Below are 15,139 nucleotides of genomic sequence, written 5' to 3' on the forward strand. Positions count from 1 at the left end.
ATTTTCACTAAATTGAAACGTCTATTCCGTTCCATATCATTAATTGTCACCCTCATTCTGGCCATTGGCCTAATGACCTCCATGGCTGTTATTTACATCAGTCCTGTCAGAATTCATGTGCTGGCATTGCTAGGTTTTCTCTTCCCGGCCCTTTGGCTTATTAACTTATTGGTTCTTATAGTTCACATTGCCCGGAAAAGCCCCCGGCTAATTATTCCCCTGCTTGTCCTGGCACTGAGCTGGAACCAATGGAACAATGTTTTTCGTTTATCGGGAGAAAAAGCGTCCGGAAACCTAAACACTCCTGTAAAGGTCATGTCGTTCAACACCAGAATGTTCGACTACTATGAATGGTCCGGAATGAAGGAAACACCGGAAAGCATTTATGACTTTATCCGTGAAGAGAACCCTGATATCATATGCTTTCAGGAATACTTTACCTCCAATAAAAAAGAAGGCTTTCACCCCAATCAAACCAAAGCCCGGTTCAGATCGCTGGGCTACCGCCACATCGAATACCGGTTTGACAATGGTCGTGGTACAGGATACGGGATTGCCACATTTTCCAAATTCCCCATCATCAACAAGGGCTCACTTCCTTTTGGGGAAAGCAGAAATATGGCCATATTTTCCGACATCAATATGGATGGGAAAGTAATACGGGTTTTCAATAATCATTTGGAATCAATCGGATTTAAAGAGAATGATTTCAACGTCATTGACAGCCTGAAATTTGAAATGGATGAGGAACAACGTCAGGGCATAAAAGAAATTGTCAATAAAATGTCCAGAGCATTTCTTCAGAGATCTTCACAGGCAGAAATTTTATCCCGACATATTAAAAATTCCCCTTATCCGGTGGTTGTCTGCGGAGATTTTAATGACACCCCCATTTCATATGTTTATCGTACTATGCGCGGAAACCTGAAAGATGCCTTCAGAGAATCGGGGAGAGGTTTTGGAGGAACTTACAACGGAAGGCTCCCATCGCTGCGGATTGATTACATCTTTCACGCACCATCGTTTAACTCGTATGGCTTTAAAAGACATAAAACTGATTTTTCAGACCATTATCCAATATCAACGATCATAGAACTTGAAGCCGAAAACCAAACCGCCCGGGAGCCCTGACTCCTGAGAACTCAGGAAGCATAAAGCCTGTTTTACCAGGACAAAGCCGGGCCCTTATTTAATTTTGAAAAAACAACGATTAACCATGAGACAATACAAAGAATTACTGCAACGGGTGCTTGACGAAGGTGTTAAAAAAGAGGACCGCACAGGAACGGGCACTATCAGCGTTTTCGGACATCAGATGCGATTTGATCTGCAGGAAGGATTCCCCCTGCTTACCACCAAAAAGCTTCACCTGAAGTCGATAATACACGAACTCTTATGGTTTATTCAAGGAAGCACCAATGTGAAATATCTTCAGGAAAACGGAGTCAGGATATGGAATGAATGGGCAAAAGAGGATGGAGAACTGGGTCCCATCTACGGTTATCAGTGGCGTTCCTGGCCCGATGCTCATGGCGGACATATTGATCAACTTGAACAAGTCATTGATTCCATCAAAAAAAATCCGGATTCACGCAGACACATTGTAAGCGCATGGAACGTTGGCCAGTTGAATGAGATGCAGCTTCCTCCCTGCCATATATTATTTCAGTTTTATGTGGCTGACGGGAAACTGAGCTGCCAGCTATACCAGCGAAGTGCAGACATATTCCTTGGAGTACCTTTCAACATTGCCTCGTATGCATTACTCACAAGGATGATGGCTCAGGTCACCAATCTGGAACCCGGCGACTTTGTTCATACATTGGGCGATGCCCACATTTACCTCAACCACATCGATCAGGTAAAACTGCAGCTTACGCGTTCCCCCAAACATCTGCCCACAATGACCATCAATCCAGAAGTAAAAGATATTGACGGATTCAAATATGATGATTTTCAGCTGAGCGATTACGATCCGCATCCACACATCAAAGGACAGATTTCAGTTTAATGGCCAAAAAATTGTTCTGTTAAAATAATGCCTAAACGCAAAAACGGAATGACGCAAAGCTTCTATTAGAAGAAGTCTGTGATTCATATCATTGCCCCATAATTTTCGAGAATTTTGTAAAAAGAAACCCCAAAAATGAAAATATCACTTATTGTAGCGGCTGACGAGAACAACGGGATCGGGATAGACGGAGATCAACCGGCTTTTATCAGTGCTGATTTAAAACGCTTTAAAGCAATAACCACAGGTAATACCATTGTGATGGGGCGAAAAACCTTTGAAGCACTTCCAAAAGGAGCATTGCCAAACAGGCGCAATATCGTAATCTCCCGGAATCCTGACTTTTCAGTTCAGGGGTGTGATGTGATTTCCGATCCACATAATTTAAAAGAAGTGGTCCGTCCGGATGAAAAAGTATTTGTGATCGGCGGAGGTGAAATCTACCAGATATTCTTTCCCCTTGCCGACAAGATAATTCTTACCCTTATTCACCACCGGTTTGATGAAATAGATACCTGGTTCCCGGAAATCAGTTCTGAAAAATGGGGTGTCGAAAGCAAAGAAGGCCCGTTTGAAGACCCCAAAAACGGGCTTCACTATTCATACATCAATTATCGGAGAAAATAAAAAGACTAATCAAATGGCTCGAAACGGGAAGCCACATGAGCATAACGCACTTTCTCCTCAAAAACACGGGAAAACTCCATAAAAGCAGGCAACCCGGTACAATGACAAAGTCCGAAATGTTCCACCTGCAGGTCTTTAAAAGCATCTACCGTTTTTGAGATCCTCCCTCTGGAGGCCCCCTTTAGGTGAGTCCCGCCCAAAACCAGTTGAATATGATTCCGTCCGGTTAGATTCATGGCCGAACGACAAATATTACCTATCCCCCGATGTGCACATCCGGCAAAAACAACCAGCTTTTCCGAATGCTCAAAAACCATAAAAAGCTCATCCTCAAAGAGATCGGCACTTAATGTTTTTCCGTGCTTTATGAGCATAGATTGTGACGGTTGCTCAAATCCATAATAACTCCCAATATCAGGAACAATCTTTAAGCCGGGGGCAACCTCCGTGATTTCATCAACGGTCCGAAAACGACTTCTGTAACGTTCAGCAACATCAGGATCCAGCCCTATAAAACGAGGCGTACCGGTGCTCTTAGACATTTTTTCATCAAATGCTTTCGACTTCAACCAAACCGGTGCATGATCATTTAATTCAAAAAAAGCAGGGAGGCCTCCCGTATGGTCATAATGGCCGTGACTGATGACTACCGCATCAATGGCCGATAAATCCACATTCATTCTCCTGGCATTGTGCACCAGCAAATCACTCTGCCCCGTATCAAATAAGATTTGCCTGCCTCCGGTTCGCACAACAAATGAAAGTCCGTGTTCCCCCTTGGTCCCCTGCTGATAAGCAAGATTTTCGACCAATGTAATGATTTCTATTACTGATGATTCCATAACACATAAAATTTTAAATACAGAAGTATATTGATGACATCCCATAGCGTGCCATATCCATAAAAAAAGTAAGGTGTAAACAGGCTAAAGAAATAAAAGCAATTTATAAAAGTATCAAAACATGTGTAACCTTTTCTACCTTTAAGGATATTTAAACACACAAACCAACAATCAAAAGATGGATTGGCTATCCGATGAAGACATAATGCTGGAAGTAAAACAGGGAAACATCGACGCTCTGAGCCTCTTATTTAAACGGCATCACAAGCATCTGTTCAACTTCTTTTTGCAGACGGGGGTAGAATATCACCATAGTGAAGACCTTACACAACAGGTGTTCTATCGAATCCTAAAGTACAAAGATAGTTACAGAGAAAAAGCAGGTTTTCGAAAATGGATGTTTACCATTGCCCGAAACATTATGCGACGCCACTTTGAAACCAGAAAACGACATCCCGAACAGGAGCTACCTGCCATCCTTTTAAATATAAGTGAGCGTCAAACAATAGATTCTGAAGAGGAAGAGAGGATAAAGGCCCTTTACAAAGCACTTGAAAAAATTCCTCCGCAGGATCGTGAACTAATAAGTCTCAGCCGTTTCCAGGGAATGAAGTATGAAGACATTGCCGAAATCACAGGAACGACAGTTGGAGCCATAAAAGTAAAGATGCACAGAGCTCTGAAAAAATTAAGAGATCTCTACTTTGAAAAAGCGGATCATTGACTACCAAAAGACAGATACCATGAAATGCAATAACACCCAAATAAACGCGCTTCTCACTGCCTATCTGGACAATGCACTTACTCCGGAAGAAAGCAAAATGGTAGAAGCACATTTGAATGATTGCAGTGATTGCCTTGACGAACTCCAGGAAATCAGGACCCTTCATTTACAGATAGAACATACCCCATTGATAGATCCACCGACAGACGCAGAAAGAAGGTTCCGGCAAATGTTGGAAAAGCAACACAAACCACAAAAACAATCCATTACAATTACCGTGGACTTTTCGTGGAAAAAAATTGCTGCCGCAATTATCATTTTTTTAGCCGGTGCTGCCACCGTACTGTTGTTCCAAAGCAAGACTGATTCGGACACTTCCTCAATTGCACATCTGGAAAATCAGGTAAGTCAAATGCGGCAGGTTCTGATGACCGCCCTCATAAAAAATGACTCACCCAGTGACCGTTTGAAAGCAGTACAATATGCCGAACAGATATCCGGACCATCCCCTGAAGTTACCAACATACTTCTGGAAACCCTGAATCACGATCCCAGTGTGAACGTACGTCTTGCAGCAGCTAATGCCTTACATCAATTTGCCGTACACCAGGAGGTACGTACAAAACTGGCGCAATCTCTCCAACAACAATCCGATCCGATGCTGCAAATTGTCCTGATAAAAATGCTGGTACAGTTCCATGAACGAAGCATGGTACCTACACTTCAAGACTTTTCGCATGACGAGAAAACTCACGAGATGGTTAAAAAAGAAGCTGAAGAAGCTCTTACAGTCTTACTATAAGAAAGCAAAATTTTTCGAGAGCACAACAAACACAAGGGTTCCCGGCCGGACTCAAACATTAACCTGAAAATTAAACACAATGAAACGAGCATGATATTTTTCAAGCATAATTATCACCAAAGAATATGTTTAAAAAATATTATGCGAGAGCGAAGCGGTTCCATTCGTTCTCAAAATTTTAATTAGTTTTTTATCAGATAATTACAAAATTTTAAACGGATGAAACATACAATATTGGTCATCATCATCTTTTGGCTGGCCTGGCAGACAGGACTGTCACAAAATCAGTACGAAACAAAAATTCCGAATATAAGAAAAGTGCTGATAGAGAAAATTCCGGGTACTCTTCTGATCGAACAGAGTCAGAACAATGTTTTCAAAATAGAAACCGACAAAGAACCGTCAGAAATAGTGGAAGATGAGCGGACCCGTGGGCTGAAACCTGTCACCTCCAGCTATGACAATACCGGACTGGGACTTTCACTAGTTCAATCGGGTAGCAATGTCACCATTTCAGGCCCAAACCAATTTGACGCCACCGGGAACTACACCATTTTCCTGCCACCTGAGGTAGAAGTGTCAGTTGATCTAACCAATCCATTTTCCGGTCAATTAGTGGAAATCCGGGGACTTAAGAATTCCTTAGAAGTAAAAACGCTCTCAGGGGACATCAAATTTTCCAACATTACCGGCCCCACTGTTTTCCACTCCATTAGCGGTAACATAGAAGGCAGTTTTTCTGATCTGAATCAGGAAGCCCCGTCGTCCATCATCAGCATCAGTGGACTGATTGATTTAGCAATGCCTTCCAATACCAAGGCAGAGGTAAAGCTAATGTCGGTTTCCGGAAAGATTTATTCCGGTTTCGAAATTGAAAAAGAGAAACCAAACAAGAATAAAGATCCCAGAGCGGGAGAGTTGGCTCAAATTTCAGGGATCGGACAGAAAACCAGCGGAAAAATAAATGGAGGCGGTACCTCTCTAATATTGCAAAGTATCAGCGGAAACATCTACTTTAGAAACAAATAATCGTTTAAAACCTAACTATCATGCTAAAAATAATATTCGTTCTTCTCATAATCATTCCATCCATTGCCGGCAAGGGGCAGCGCATAATCAACGAAAAAATGGAATGGAATCCGGAACAGGAACTGCATATTGACATGAACATTCTGGATTCAGTGAAAATCGAATCTTGGAACCGAAATGAAATCGTCCTCGAAATAAGTGTCAACATCGATGACAACAAAAACAATGACAAGTACGAACTGGAAATAAGTAAAACCAAACATCGAATTGAGGTAAGAAGCTCAATCCTGATTAAGAAAAACATCAATGCAGATATTTATGGGGTGCTCCGTTTACCTGCCAAATGCCCGCTTACATTTGAAACAATAAACGGAAATGTAGAAATCACCCGACATGAAGCCGCCCTCAGGATCCGATCAATCAGTGGTTTTATTGACCTAAGTATCAACCCTGAAAGATCATTGAAGTTTTACCTCAAATCCATTTCCGGCGAAGTGTTTACGGACTTACCTCTAAATCAGGAAAAACCCAACACACCCATTGTGGGAATAGATATGGAAGCTTCTCTTAACGGCGGAAAAGATAACATCGAACTCGAAACCATAAGTGGAAACATTTACATTCGGGAAGGGAGCTGACTGCAACACCTACAATAAACTCTTTACACAAAAAGGGTGGTTTTTACCGATTATGCGTAAAAACCACCCTTTTATATCAGACCCTATAAACCAGGTTAATGGATTGTAACCTTCAGAACGATATTACGACATATATTTATATCGCTTAATACTCTTTTTGGGTGTTTTCTCAAACTCTTCGGGGAAGAGCACAATTTTTGAGATGTTCATAAAGGCAGGAAGCTCCTGATTCACTTCCTTTTTTATATTCTGCAAAATATTTTCAATGTCATCGTCTCCAAGATTCTGAGCATCCACAGCTTCATAATCCGGATAAACCAAAGCCTCAATTTTACCATCATCATCCCTCACAAGACATTCCTGAACATACTCCTTGTTATTAATCACGGCCTCAATCTCTTCAGGATAAATATTCTGACCCGATGCCCCAAGAATCATGTTCTTACTACGTCCTTTGATAAAAATGAAGTTATCATTATCTATCACGCCAAGGTCGCCGGTATGAAGCCATCCGTCGGCATCAATCATTTCATCGGTGGCTTGTTTGTTTTTATAGTAACCGACCATATTATTATCCCCTTTGACCATAATCTCACCCACCTTGTTGCAAGGGTCGTCAGAATCAATTTTAACCTCCATTCGGTTAACAATCCGGCCGGCCGAGTGAGCTTTGGTACCATTCCATGGAGCATAACTAATAAGGGGTCCGCACTCTGTCATCCCGTAACCGATGGTAAGTGGGAAACCGATTTTTCTTAAGAACAATTCGACGTCCTTATTTAGGGCAGCCCCACCAACAATCATCTCGCGAAATTCACCACCAAACACCTCCACTAGTCGCTCTTTAATTTTCCCATATACCACCTTGTTCAAAATCGGCACCTTCAGCAAAGCTTTCATGGATCCCTTCTCCAATTTGGGAAGAATCTGTTTCTTAAAAATCTTCTCAAGAATTAACGGTACCGACAGAATCAAATGGGGCTTAACTTTTCGAAAAGCTTCAGTGATAATGGCAGGAGAGGGAGTGCGGGATAAAAAGGTAATATGACATCCCTCTGTAAATGGCCATAAAAATTCAAACAAACAACCATAGGCATGTGCCAGTGGCAGAAAAGAAACAAACCGCTCTCCGGGAACCACATCAAAGGTTTCACGCGCATATTGGACATTGGACCAAATGCTCCGGTGAGGCAACAACACACCTTTAGAAAATCCGGAAGTTCCTGAAGTGTATGACAAAACCATCAGGTCTTCAGATTTTGGTTCAAAGAATTTAATTTTACTCACATTGAATTTGTCACCAAGATCATTAACATCCTGACGGGCTTTTTCCACCGCTTTTTGTACTTTCCCATGGTTATCCACCAGTACAGAGAAGTCATTTACCGATACAATACCCTTTAAACCGGGCATTTTGGTCTCATCAATCTTCTCAAATATATTATCTGTGGTAAACAACAACACAGATCCCGAATGATTCACTATATGGTTAATATCCGAAGGACTAAAATCCGGAAGAATAGGAACTACCACTGTTCCATAAGTCACAGCACCCAGATATGAAAGCGCCCAATTGGTGGAATTCCGTCCAATCAAGGCTACTTTATCACCTTCTTTAATGCCAAGAGCTTTATAAACTCTGTGGCAACGATAAAGGTACTTCCCAACTTCACGGAAGGTGATGGTATCACCTTTAAAGTCACTAAAGGCCGGCAATTCAGAGTAATTCTCCAAAGCGGACTTCACTAACCCTATGTAACCGTTTTGTTCCATTTTTTGATTGTTTTGGTTATGCCTGATAAAATCAGGCGAAAGTTTGTTTACGGGACAGGGAGGATTTTGTATTGGCTATTTACTGCCATAAAATGTCGTAAAAACAAAAAAGCAAAAGTTCAACTTTTTTTTAAATCTGCCAAACCCGACATTTATATTTCACTAACCTACTCAGAAGTAAAAACATACGAATCATCATTCTGTTCACTTTATACTCCTCTCCCCTCCTCTGTGGCTGTGCATAATTTTTACTAAATTGCACATTACTAACCATGCAAAAGATATGGCATGAAAGACCTGTTAATCAACCATCTGAAAAAAAACAACCGTTTCTACCTGATGTTTTCGGGTGGATTTGACAGCAGTGCCATTTTGGGATGTGCAATGAAAGCAGGGCTGGATGTAGTTCCGGTATGGATTGACAATGGATTCAACAGAGTAACAGAAAAAGATATCAGGCAACAAGCTGCCAATCTGGGATGTCAAAATCTGGAAATTATTCAGATGAAACCACATAAAAATATACTTAAAAATCCGGTTGACCGGTGTTACCATTGCAAGGGGCAAATCATCCATCCCGTTATTACCCGCAAAGATGCACCCGTTTTTGATGGAACCAATGCATCAGACAGCAACAACTACCGTCCGGGAGTAAAAGCTCTTCGCAAGGGTGGGGTAAAATCACCCCTGGCAGAACTTCATATCACTAAAGAACAAGCCCGGGAACTGGCCATTACCCTTGGTGCTGATCCGGTAATTGCCAACATGGAGGGTTGTCTGGCCACAAGATTTAACTATCATGTAGAAATTACTGCTGAGAAACTCGAGGTTCTCCGGAAAATAGAACAGGACATACTCAAAACCACCGGTGACCACCACCTGCGCTGTCGTCTGGATGATGAAGAACACTTACGCATAGAATGCCGGAATCAGGCAACATTTTTACAACTAATTGAACCCAAATTCCGGGAAAAAATCGTGAAAACCGGAAAACAGATTTCAACCTTTGTTACTCTTGATCTGGAAGGGGCTCGAAAAAATGCATTTGATAAAAAACTTGGTTTATGACATTTGACGAATTATACGATCAGATATCCAAAGGCGAAATGTCGCGCGATGAAGCACGAAAACATTTTTCACTGGAGTGGATGGAGACTGCCCGGAATTATATTGCCGATGTTAACCGCGGAGCACGTATTAACATCCCTGAAATAATCTATGGTGAATACAAAACGGAAGAACAAACCATTGAAATGGCGGAAGCTTTTCTTTCAGAGCATTCCCGGATACTCATTTCCCGAAGCCCGCACCACAAAGTCCTCTCTGAGCACTTCAAAGATCGTTTTCACATTCGGGAAACCCCATTACTTTTGGCCATTGGCGACCTGCCTGATCAGCGCGGCAATATCCTGGTTATCAGCGCAGGGGCGGCAGACCATCCGGTGACTGCCGAATGTGCTCTGGCTCTGGAAGCGCTGGGTGTAACCCCCCTTGTATTTGAAGACAGAGGCATTGCTCATCCTACCAGAGTATTGGATGCAGTCATGGAAGGGATGAAAAACAATGTCTCGGCCGTGGTAGTTGTGGCCGGAATGGAAGGAGCTCTTGCTCCGTTTGTCTCCTCTTTGGTTCCGCTGCCGGTAATCGGGGTGCCCACATCAGTAGGATATGGCTTCAGGGCTAAAGAGGCAGCACTGACATCAATGCTGGCATCATGTGCTCCAAATCTCACAGTAGTAAATATAGACGGAGGCATCAGAGCTGCTGTTGTCTCCGGTTTAATCGCAAAAAACAAATAAATTATGCAACTTTATATATCTCCCGAAGGCGGAATTGCCGGCGACATGTTTGCCGCAGCACTCATTGATGCAGGTGCAGATGCAGAAAAAGTAACCACAGCGATGCAAGCTGCCGCTGAAAAACTGGGAAGAGCTTTTGTAGGGCATCGGAAAACCAGTGACGGTTCAAGCAGACTGTTTATAGAAGTTGAGCATCACCACGGGCATCTGTCCAGTCACCGGGCCATACACCTGCTGGAGCACCTCTTTGAAGATTTTGGAGTTCTTCCGACCTATCGTGAGTTTGGATTTCGAATGCTGAACCACCTCATTAAAGCAGAAAAAGAGGCGCATGAGACTTTCGAATTTGATATGGAGGACCATCATCACGGGCACCACCACACACACGGTTCAGATCATCACCATCATCATGACCATGAAGAGCCCGAAGCCTGGTTGCACGAAGCTCAGGACATTTTAATTGATGTAATGGGAGCAGTGATGGGCTTACAGGATCTTCAGGCACCTGTAAAAGCAATACTCTCAGCTCCGGTAAGTTGGGGTGGCGGGTCCATTAGTTTTTCGCATGGCACACTAAAAGTTCCGGCCCCTGCAACAACTGTAATGATCAAAAACAACAAAATACCGGCTCAGGAGGGGCCTATTGAGACAGAGCTCTTCACACCAACGGGAGCTGCAGTATTATCTGCTTTGGAAGCGACAGAAATCAAACCTTTACCGGTAATATCAGAAACAACCAGGCAGGGTTTTTCCAGAGGTACAAAAGACCTACCTATTCCTCCTCTGAAAATTACTTTGTTTGAATAGTGTCTGTCCATAACGTACCACATGCTTCGTTACGCCTGCTGCCAAAATACTCATCCCGAAGAATCGGGACTCCGTTTTGGCAGCTTCGCAAGTTCTTGAAAAATTACAATATTGACTATGATGAGCAGCATATTTGGGATTAGGGTGCTTATGCCACTTCAAGACGGATACCATACCCCGTTACAAAACTACGTTTCATCTCGGACTGAGATTTATGAAGTAAAAAAATGCATTTCCCTTATGGTTGTTAAACCTTTTGGGGGATAAAACATGTCCACTCTGAAACCATATTCCAACAGGCCAAAGGCCTGGAAGCAATAGCCTGGGGCAACGCCCCAGGGAAAATTACACATAAACATTGCCAATCTTAATAAGTTTGGGGATGTTCAACAATTTAATTTTTCGTCCGTTCAGCTCAATAAGATTATCGGCTTTAAATTCAGATAAGAGCCTGATGACAGACTCAGTGGCCGTTCCAACCATATTGGCCAGCTCTTCCCGGGTTAGTGAAATTTTAAGGGTATGCTCTTCATCCAGATCAAAGGTATCCATGAGGAGTAAAAGCACTTCAGCCAGGCGCTCACGAACGGTTTTTTGAGCAATATCGGTGAGGAATTTATTCGATTCCCCCAGTTCCCGACAGGTCAGCCGCATCAGAGCCATGGCAAATTCAGGATTTCCTTTGATAAAACTGGTAATGGTATCACCGGGAACATAGCACAAAACAGCATCCTGAATCACTCGTGCGGTAGTGCAGGCCAATTCATCACTTACAATGGAGCGAAATCCGATTAAATCCCCACCTTTGGCAAAACGAATGATTTGTTCTTTTCCATCGAAACCGGTTTTATAAATTTTCAATACACCTCCGGCCACTATATAGGAGCCATTAATCCTGCTGCCCTCATCATATATAATAGATCCTCGCTTGTGACTCGTACAAACAAGACTCTGACTGAGTGATTCTATTTCGGCATCTGTGAGGCCATTAAATATACCAAAGGATTTCAGATCAATTTCTTCAACGTTAACTTGTTCCTGGGATCTTTTCATTTCTCGTGGATTTTTTTGTGTAACCAATTTGGTGGTGCTGTTTATAAGGGATATTATATCAATTCTAACCTCCGATAACTCCGAAACATAAAACACTTCATACCTGAAGCAAACAATAACAACAAGCAATCCGTCTGCATCTCAACAGGACATAAACACGTTCACCACAACCAATTAGCCCATTTCCCAAAAGAACACATCCCGTTGTCAACAGTGACATCTGTCATTACCCAATACAAATATAAAAAGAAAGATTATATTTGCACTAAAATCGTAAAATGTAGATATGTTTATACGTAAACATAAAAACATTTCCTTTGTTTTACTGATACGATTTTCTTGAAATTGGTCAACTTTATCACTAATATAAACAATCCATTGAAAACTTAAAAACAGATAATATGAAGACATCATTAGACCTGAACTGGACCGGAAATATGTCGTTCGAAACAGAAATGAACGGCCACAAGGTTGTATTGGATGCTGACCCTTCTGTAGGAGGCGAAAATAAAGGAATTCGTCCTAAACCGCTAATGTTGCTCGCCCTCGCCGGGTGTACGGGAATGGATGTTGTTTCGATTCTGAAAAAAATGCGTGTACAATTGGAGGATTTTAATGTAACAGTAGAATCCAACATGACTGAAGAACATCCGAAGCATTACGACAAAATGCATGTAATCTATACATTCAAAGGGAAAGATCTCCCCAAAGACAAAATTGAAAAAGCGGTAAGTTTATCAGAAGAGAAATACTGCGGTGTATCGGAAGTTTACAAAAAGGCAATGGAATTAACCACTGAGATACGAATTGAAGATTAACAATCAGAGTGAAGAAAACAAAACCGGTGTGAGGCCTGCTCACACCGGTTTTTTATTTTCCATGTTAAACAACATTCCGCTCAACTGGCTTTCAGTCGTCCCATATTCACCCGTTCAATGCGTTCCATGGCAAAGTCGAGTTTAATGGTAAGTTTTTTAGTCTTTTTGGATGGTGTATGAAACATATGATCGATCATAATGGTTTCGCAAATAGATCTCAATCCACGTGCCCCGAGTTTAAACTCAACAGCTTTGTCCACAATATAATCCAACACATCCTCTTCGAACTCCAGCTCAATTCCGTCAATCTCAAAAAGTTTTTTGTACTGTTTGATGATAGAATTTTTAGGATCAACCAAAATTCTGCGCAAAGTTCCTCTGTCCAATGGATTGAGGTAAGTCAACACCGGAAGACGTCCAATTATCTCAGGAATCAATCCAAATGATTTCAAGTCCTGGGGAGCAATGTATTGCAGCAGGTTGCTTTCATCAATATTCTCCTTGTCACGACTGGCTGAGTAACCAACCACTTTAGTATTCAGTCGCTGGGCAATTTTCCGGTCAATCCCGTCAAATGCTCCACCACAAATAAAGAGGATATTCTTGGTATCCACAGGAATCATTTTCTGGTCGGGATGCTTGCGCCCCCCCTGAGGTGGTACATTGACAACCGATCCTTCCAGCAACTTCAGCAAACCCTGCTGAACACCCTCGCCCGACACATCGCGGGTTATGGAGGGGTTGTCACTTTTGCGGGCAATTTTGTCTATCTCATCAATGAAAACGATTCCCTTTTCAGCGGCCTGAGTATTGTAATCGGCAGCCTGAAGCAAACGGCTGAGAATGCTCTCAATATCCTCTCCCACATATCCGGCCTCAGTAAGAACTGTAGCATCTACAATGGTAAAAGGAACATGCAACATCCGGGCAATGGTCCGGGCCAACAAAGTCTTTCCGGTACCGGTTTCACCTACAAGGATAATATTGGATTTCTCAATCTCTACCTCGTCACCATCGTCCTTTTGCAACAATCGTTTATAGTGATTGTAAACAGCAACGGACAGGTACTTCTTTGCTTCGTCCTGACCAATCACGTATTGATTCAGAAAAGAATTAATTTCAGCCGGCTTTAACAACTTAAGTTCTCCCACATCGAAAGAACTCTTCTTTTTCATTTCCTCTTCCAAGATAGAATGCGCCTGTTCTATACAACTGTCGCAGATATGTCCGGAAATTCCGGCTACCAGCAAATTTGTATCTTTCCTGCTTCTCCCGCAAAATGAACACTTATCCATAAAACTATTTCCTCTACTTCCTTTATTACACAGCCCCTGAAAAAACAGGTTCAACCTGAATTATCCACAAAAAATCAAATGCAACATTCAAAAATTCATGGACGATTCAAGCTTAAGCCATTTAAAAATTACTTTTTGTCTTTGGTACGTTTCAGAACTTCATCAATCATCCCGTACTTCTGAGCCTCTTCAGCAGTCATCCAGTAGTCACGGTCTGAGTCTTTCTCAACCTTCTTCACTGTATTTCCTGAATGCTCGGCAATAATCTCATACAACTCTTTCTTCAGCTTTAAAATCTCACGGGCGGTAATCTCAATGTCAGAAGCTTGTCCCTGAGCTCCTCCCATGGGCTGATGAATCATTATGCGCGAATGAGTTAACGCAGAACGTTTCCCTTTGGCACCGGCTGTCAGAAGCACAGCACCCATACTTGCAGCCATTCCAGTACAAATGGTTTGTACATCCGAAGAGATAAACTGCATGGTATCGTAAATCCCCAGTCCTGAATGCACCGAACCTCCGGGAGTATTAAAATAAATACTGATGTCTTTGGTGGAATCCACTGAATCGAGATACAGCAGCTGAGCCTGAATAATATTGGCTACATAATCGTCAATGGGTACACCCAGAAAGATTATCCGGTCCATCATCAAGCGTGAAAACACATCCATACTGGCCACATTTAACTGGCGCTCCTCAATAATGGTAGGTGAGATGTAGCTACTGGTAATTGCCGTGTATTTATCCAACACCAAACTATTAATACCCATATGTTTGGTAGCATATTTCTGAAAATCTTTTGGATCAATCATATTTTCTGTTTTGAGTTTAACAACTTGCTAAATTAGAAATAATTTGGTTCACTCAAACAAACCTTACGGGGATTGTTCCGAAATATTTTGAGACATCGTAAATACCTCA

At 42.1% G+C, this 15,139-nt stretch carries 16 protein-coding genes; 11 read left to right on the plus strand and 5 right to left on the minus strand.

Features of this window, described 5'->3' with window-relative positions; all coding sequences use genetic code 11:
* The first annotated feature begins 12 nt into the window (after positions 1 to 12).
* The 3 genes from W7W_RS0100955 (at position 13) to W7W_RS0100965 (ending at position 2,638) form a co-directional block, all read left to right on the plus strand.
* A complete protein-coding gene (locus tag W7W_RS0100955; RefSeq protein WP_010662004.1) occupies positions 13 to 1,131 on the plus strand; it encodes an endonuclease/exonuclease/phosphatase family protein in 1,119 nt (372 codons plus the stop codon).
* A gap of 85 nt (positions 1,132 to 1,216) precedes the next feature.
* On the plus strand, positions 1,217 to 2,011 hold the full coding sequence (locus tag W7W_RS0100960) for a thymidylate synthase (protein WP_010662005.1): 795 nt from the start codon (positions 1,217 to 1,219) through the stop codon (positions 2,009 to 2,011).
* A gap of 135 nt (positions 2,012 to 2,146) precedes the next feature.
* Positions 2,147 to 2,638, plus strand: a complete 492-nt coding sequence (locus W7W_RS0100965) for a dihydrofolate reductase (RefSeq protein WP_010662006.1) — start codon at positions 2,147 to 2,149, stop codon at positions 2,636 to 2,638.
* Positions 2,639 to 2,643: 5 nt separating this feature from the next.
* Here the strand turns inward: W7W_RS0100965 and W7W_RS0100970 are convergent, their stop codons facing one another.
* Entirely contained in the window at positions 2,644 to 3,480 is an 837-nt protein-coding gene (locus W7W_RS0100970; RefSeq protein WP_010662007.1) for an MBL fold metallo-hydrolase, read from the minus strand.
* 178 nt (positions 3,481 to 3,658) lie between these two features.
* Between W7W_RS0100970 and W7W_RS0100975 the strand changes: the two genes are divergently transcribed.
* The 4 genes from W7W_RS0100975 (at position 3,659) to W7W_RS22700 (ending at position 6,673) form a co-directional block, all read left to right on the plus strand.
* A complete protein-coding gene (locus W7W_RS0100975; RefSeq protein ID WP_010662008.1) occupies positions 3,659 to 4,204 on the plus strand; it encodes an RNA polymerase sigma factor in 546 nt (181 codons plus the stop codon).
* Positions 4,205 to 4,223: 19 nt separating this feature from the next.
* Complete coding sequence (locus W7W_RS0100980; protein WP_157202431.1) at positions 4,224 to 5,006, plus strand: HEAT repeat domain-containing protein; 783 nt, start codon at positions 4,224 to 4,226, stop codon at positions 5,004 to 5,006.
* A 219-nt stretch (positions 5,007 to 5,225) separates the two neighbouring features.
* The gene (locus W7W_RS0100985; protein WP_010662010.1) at positions 5,226 to 6,035 is read left to right on the plus strand and encodes a DUF4097 family beta strand repeat-containing protein; all 810 of its coding nucleotides are present in this window, start codon (positions 5,226 to 5,228) and stop codon (positions 6,033 to 6,035) included.
* 20 nt (positions 6,036 to 6,055) lie between these two features.
* The gene (locus W7W_RS22700; protein WP_010662011.1) at positions 6,056 to 6,673 is read left to right on the plus strand and encodes a DUF4097 family beta strand repeat-containing protein; all 618 of its coding nucleotides are present in this window, start codon (positions 6,056 to 6,058) and stop codon (positions 6,671 to 6,673) included.
* Positions 6,674 to 6,796: 123 nt separating this feature from the next.
* Here the strand turns inward: W7W_RS22700 and W7W_RS0100995 are convergent, their stop codons facing one another.
* Positions 6,797 to 8,446 carry an AMP-binding protein gene (locus W7W_RS0100995; RefSeq protein ID WP_010662012.1) on the minus strand — a complete coding sequence of 550 codons (1,650 nt, stop codon included), beginning with the start codon at positions 8,444 to 8,446 and terminating at the stop codon, positions 6,797 to 6,799.
* 288 nt (positions 8,447 to 8,734) lie between these two features.
* On the opposite strand from W7W_RS0100995, the gene W7W_RS0101005 reads away from it, so the two are divergent.
* The 3 genes from W7W_RS0101005 to larC are packed head-to-tail and all read left to right on the plus strand — an operon-like array spanning position 8,735 to position 11,052.
* Positions 8,735 to 9,514, plus strand: coding sequence for an adenine nucleotide alpha-hydrolase family protein (locus W7W_RS0101005; protein WP_010662014.1), 780 nt, complete (start codon positions 8,735 to 8,737; stop codon positions 9,512 to 9,514).
* The gene (gene larB, locus W7W_RS0101010) at positions 9,511 to 10,245 is read left to right on the plus strand and encodes a nickel pincer cofactor biosynthesis protein LarB (RefSeq protein WP_010662015.1); all 735 of its coding nucleotides are present in this window, start codon (positions 9,511 to 9,513) and stop codon (positions 10,243 to 10,245) included. The genes W7W_RS0101005 and larB overlap by 4 nt, the downstream gene beginning before the upstream one ends.
* Before the next feature lie 3 nt (positions 10,246 to 10,248).
* Positions 10,249 to 11,052 carry a nickel insertion protein gene (gene larC / locus W7W_RS0101015; protein WP_010662016.1) on the plus strand — a complete coding sequence of 268 codons (804 nt, stop codon included), beginning with the start codon at positions 10,249 to 10,251 and terminating at the stop codon, positions 11,050 to 11,052.
* A 345-nt stretch (positions 11,053 to 11,397) separates the two neighbouring features.
* Here the strand turns inward: larC and W7W_RS0101020 are convergent, their stop codons facing one another.
* Positions 11,398 to 12,105, minus strand: coding sequence for a Crp/Fnr family transcriptional regulator (locus W7W_RS0101020; protein WP_010662017.1), 708 nt, complete (start codon positions 12,103 to 12,105; stop codon positions 11,398 to 11,400).
* A gap of 401 nt (positions 12,106 to 12,506) precedes the next feature.
* Between W7W_RS0101020 and W7W_RS0101025 the strand changes: the two genes are divergently transcribed.
* Positions 12,507 to 12,923, plus strand: a complete 417-nt coding sequence (locus tag W7W_RS0101025; protein ID WP_010662018.1) for an OsmC family protein — start codon at positions 12,507 to 12,509, stop codon at positions 12,921 to 12,923.
* 80 nt (positions 12,924 to 13,003) lie between these two features.
* Here W7W_RS0101025 and clpX read toward each other — a convergent pair whose 3' ends face one another.
* Together clpX and clpP are read right to left on the minus strand one after the other, a co-directional pair.
* A complete protein-coding gene (gene clpX, locus W7W_RS0101030) occupies positions 13,004 to 14,218 on the minus strand; it encodes an ATP-dependent Clp protease ATP-binding subunit ClpX (RefSeq protein WP_010662019.1) in 1,215 nt (404 codons plus the stop codon).
* 128 nt (positions 14,219 to 14,346) lie between these two features.
* Positions 14,347 to 15,030 carry an ATP-dependent Clp endopeptidase proteolytic subunit ClpP gene (clpP, locus tag W7W_RS0101035; protein ID WP_010662020.1) on the minus strand — a complete coding sequence of 228 codons (684 nt, stop codon included), beginning with the start codon at positions 15,028 to 15,030 and terminating at the stop codon, positions 14,347 to 14,349.
* Positions 15,031 to 15,139: the final 109 nt, after the last annotated feature.

Origin of the sequence: Marinilabilia salmonicolor JCM 21150 (assembly GCF_000259075.1) — a bacterium.
GTDB classification, from domain to species: Bacteria; Bacteroidota; Bacteroidia; order Bacteroidales; family Marinilabiliaceae; genus Marinilabilia; species Marinilabilia salmonicolor.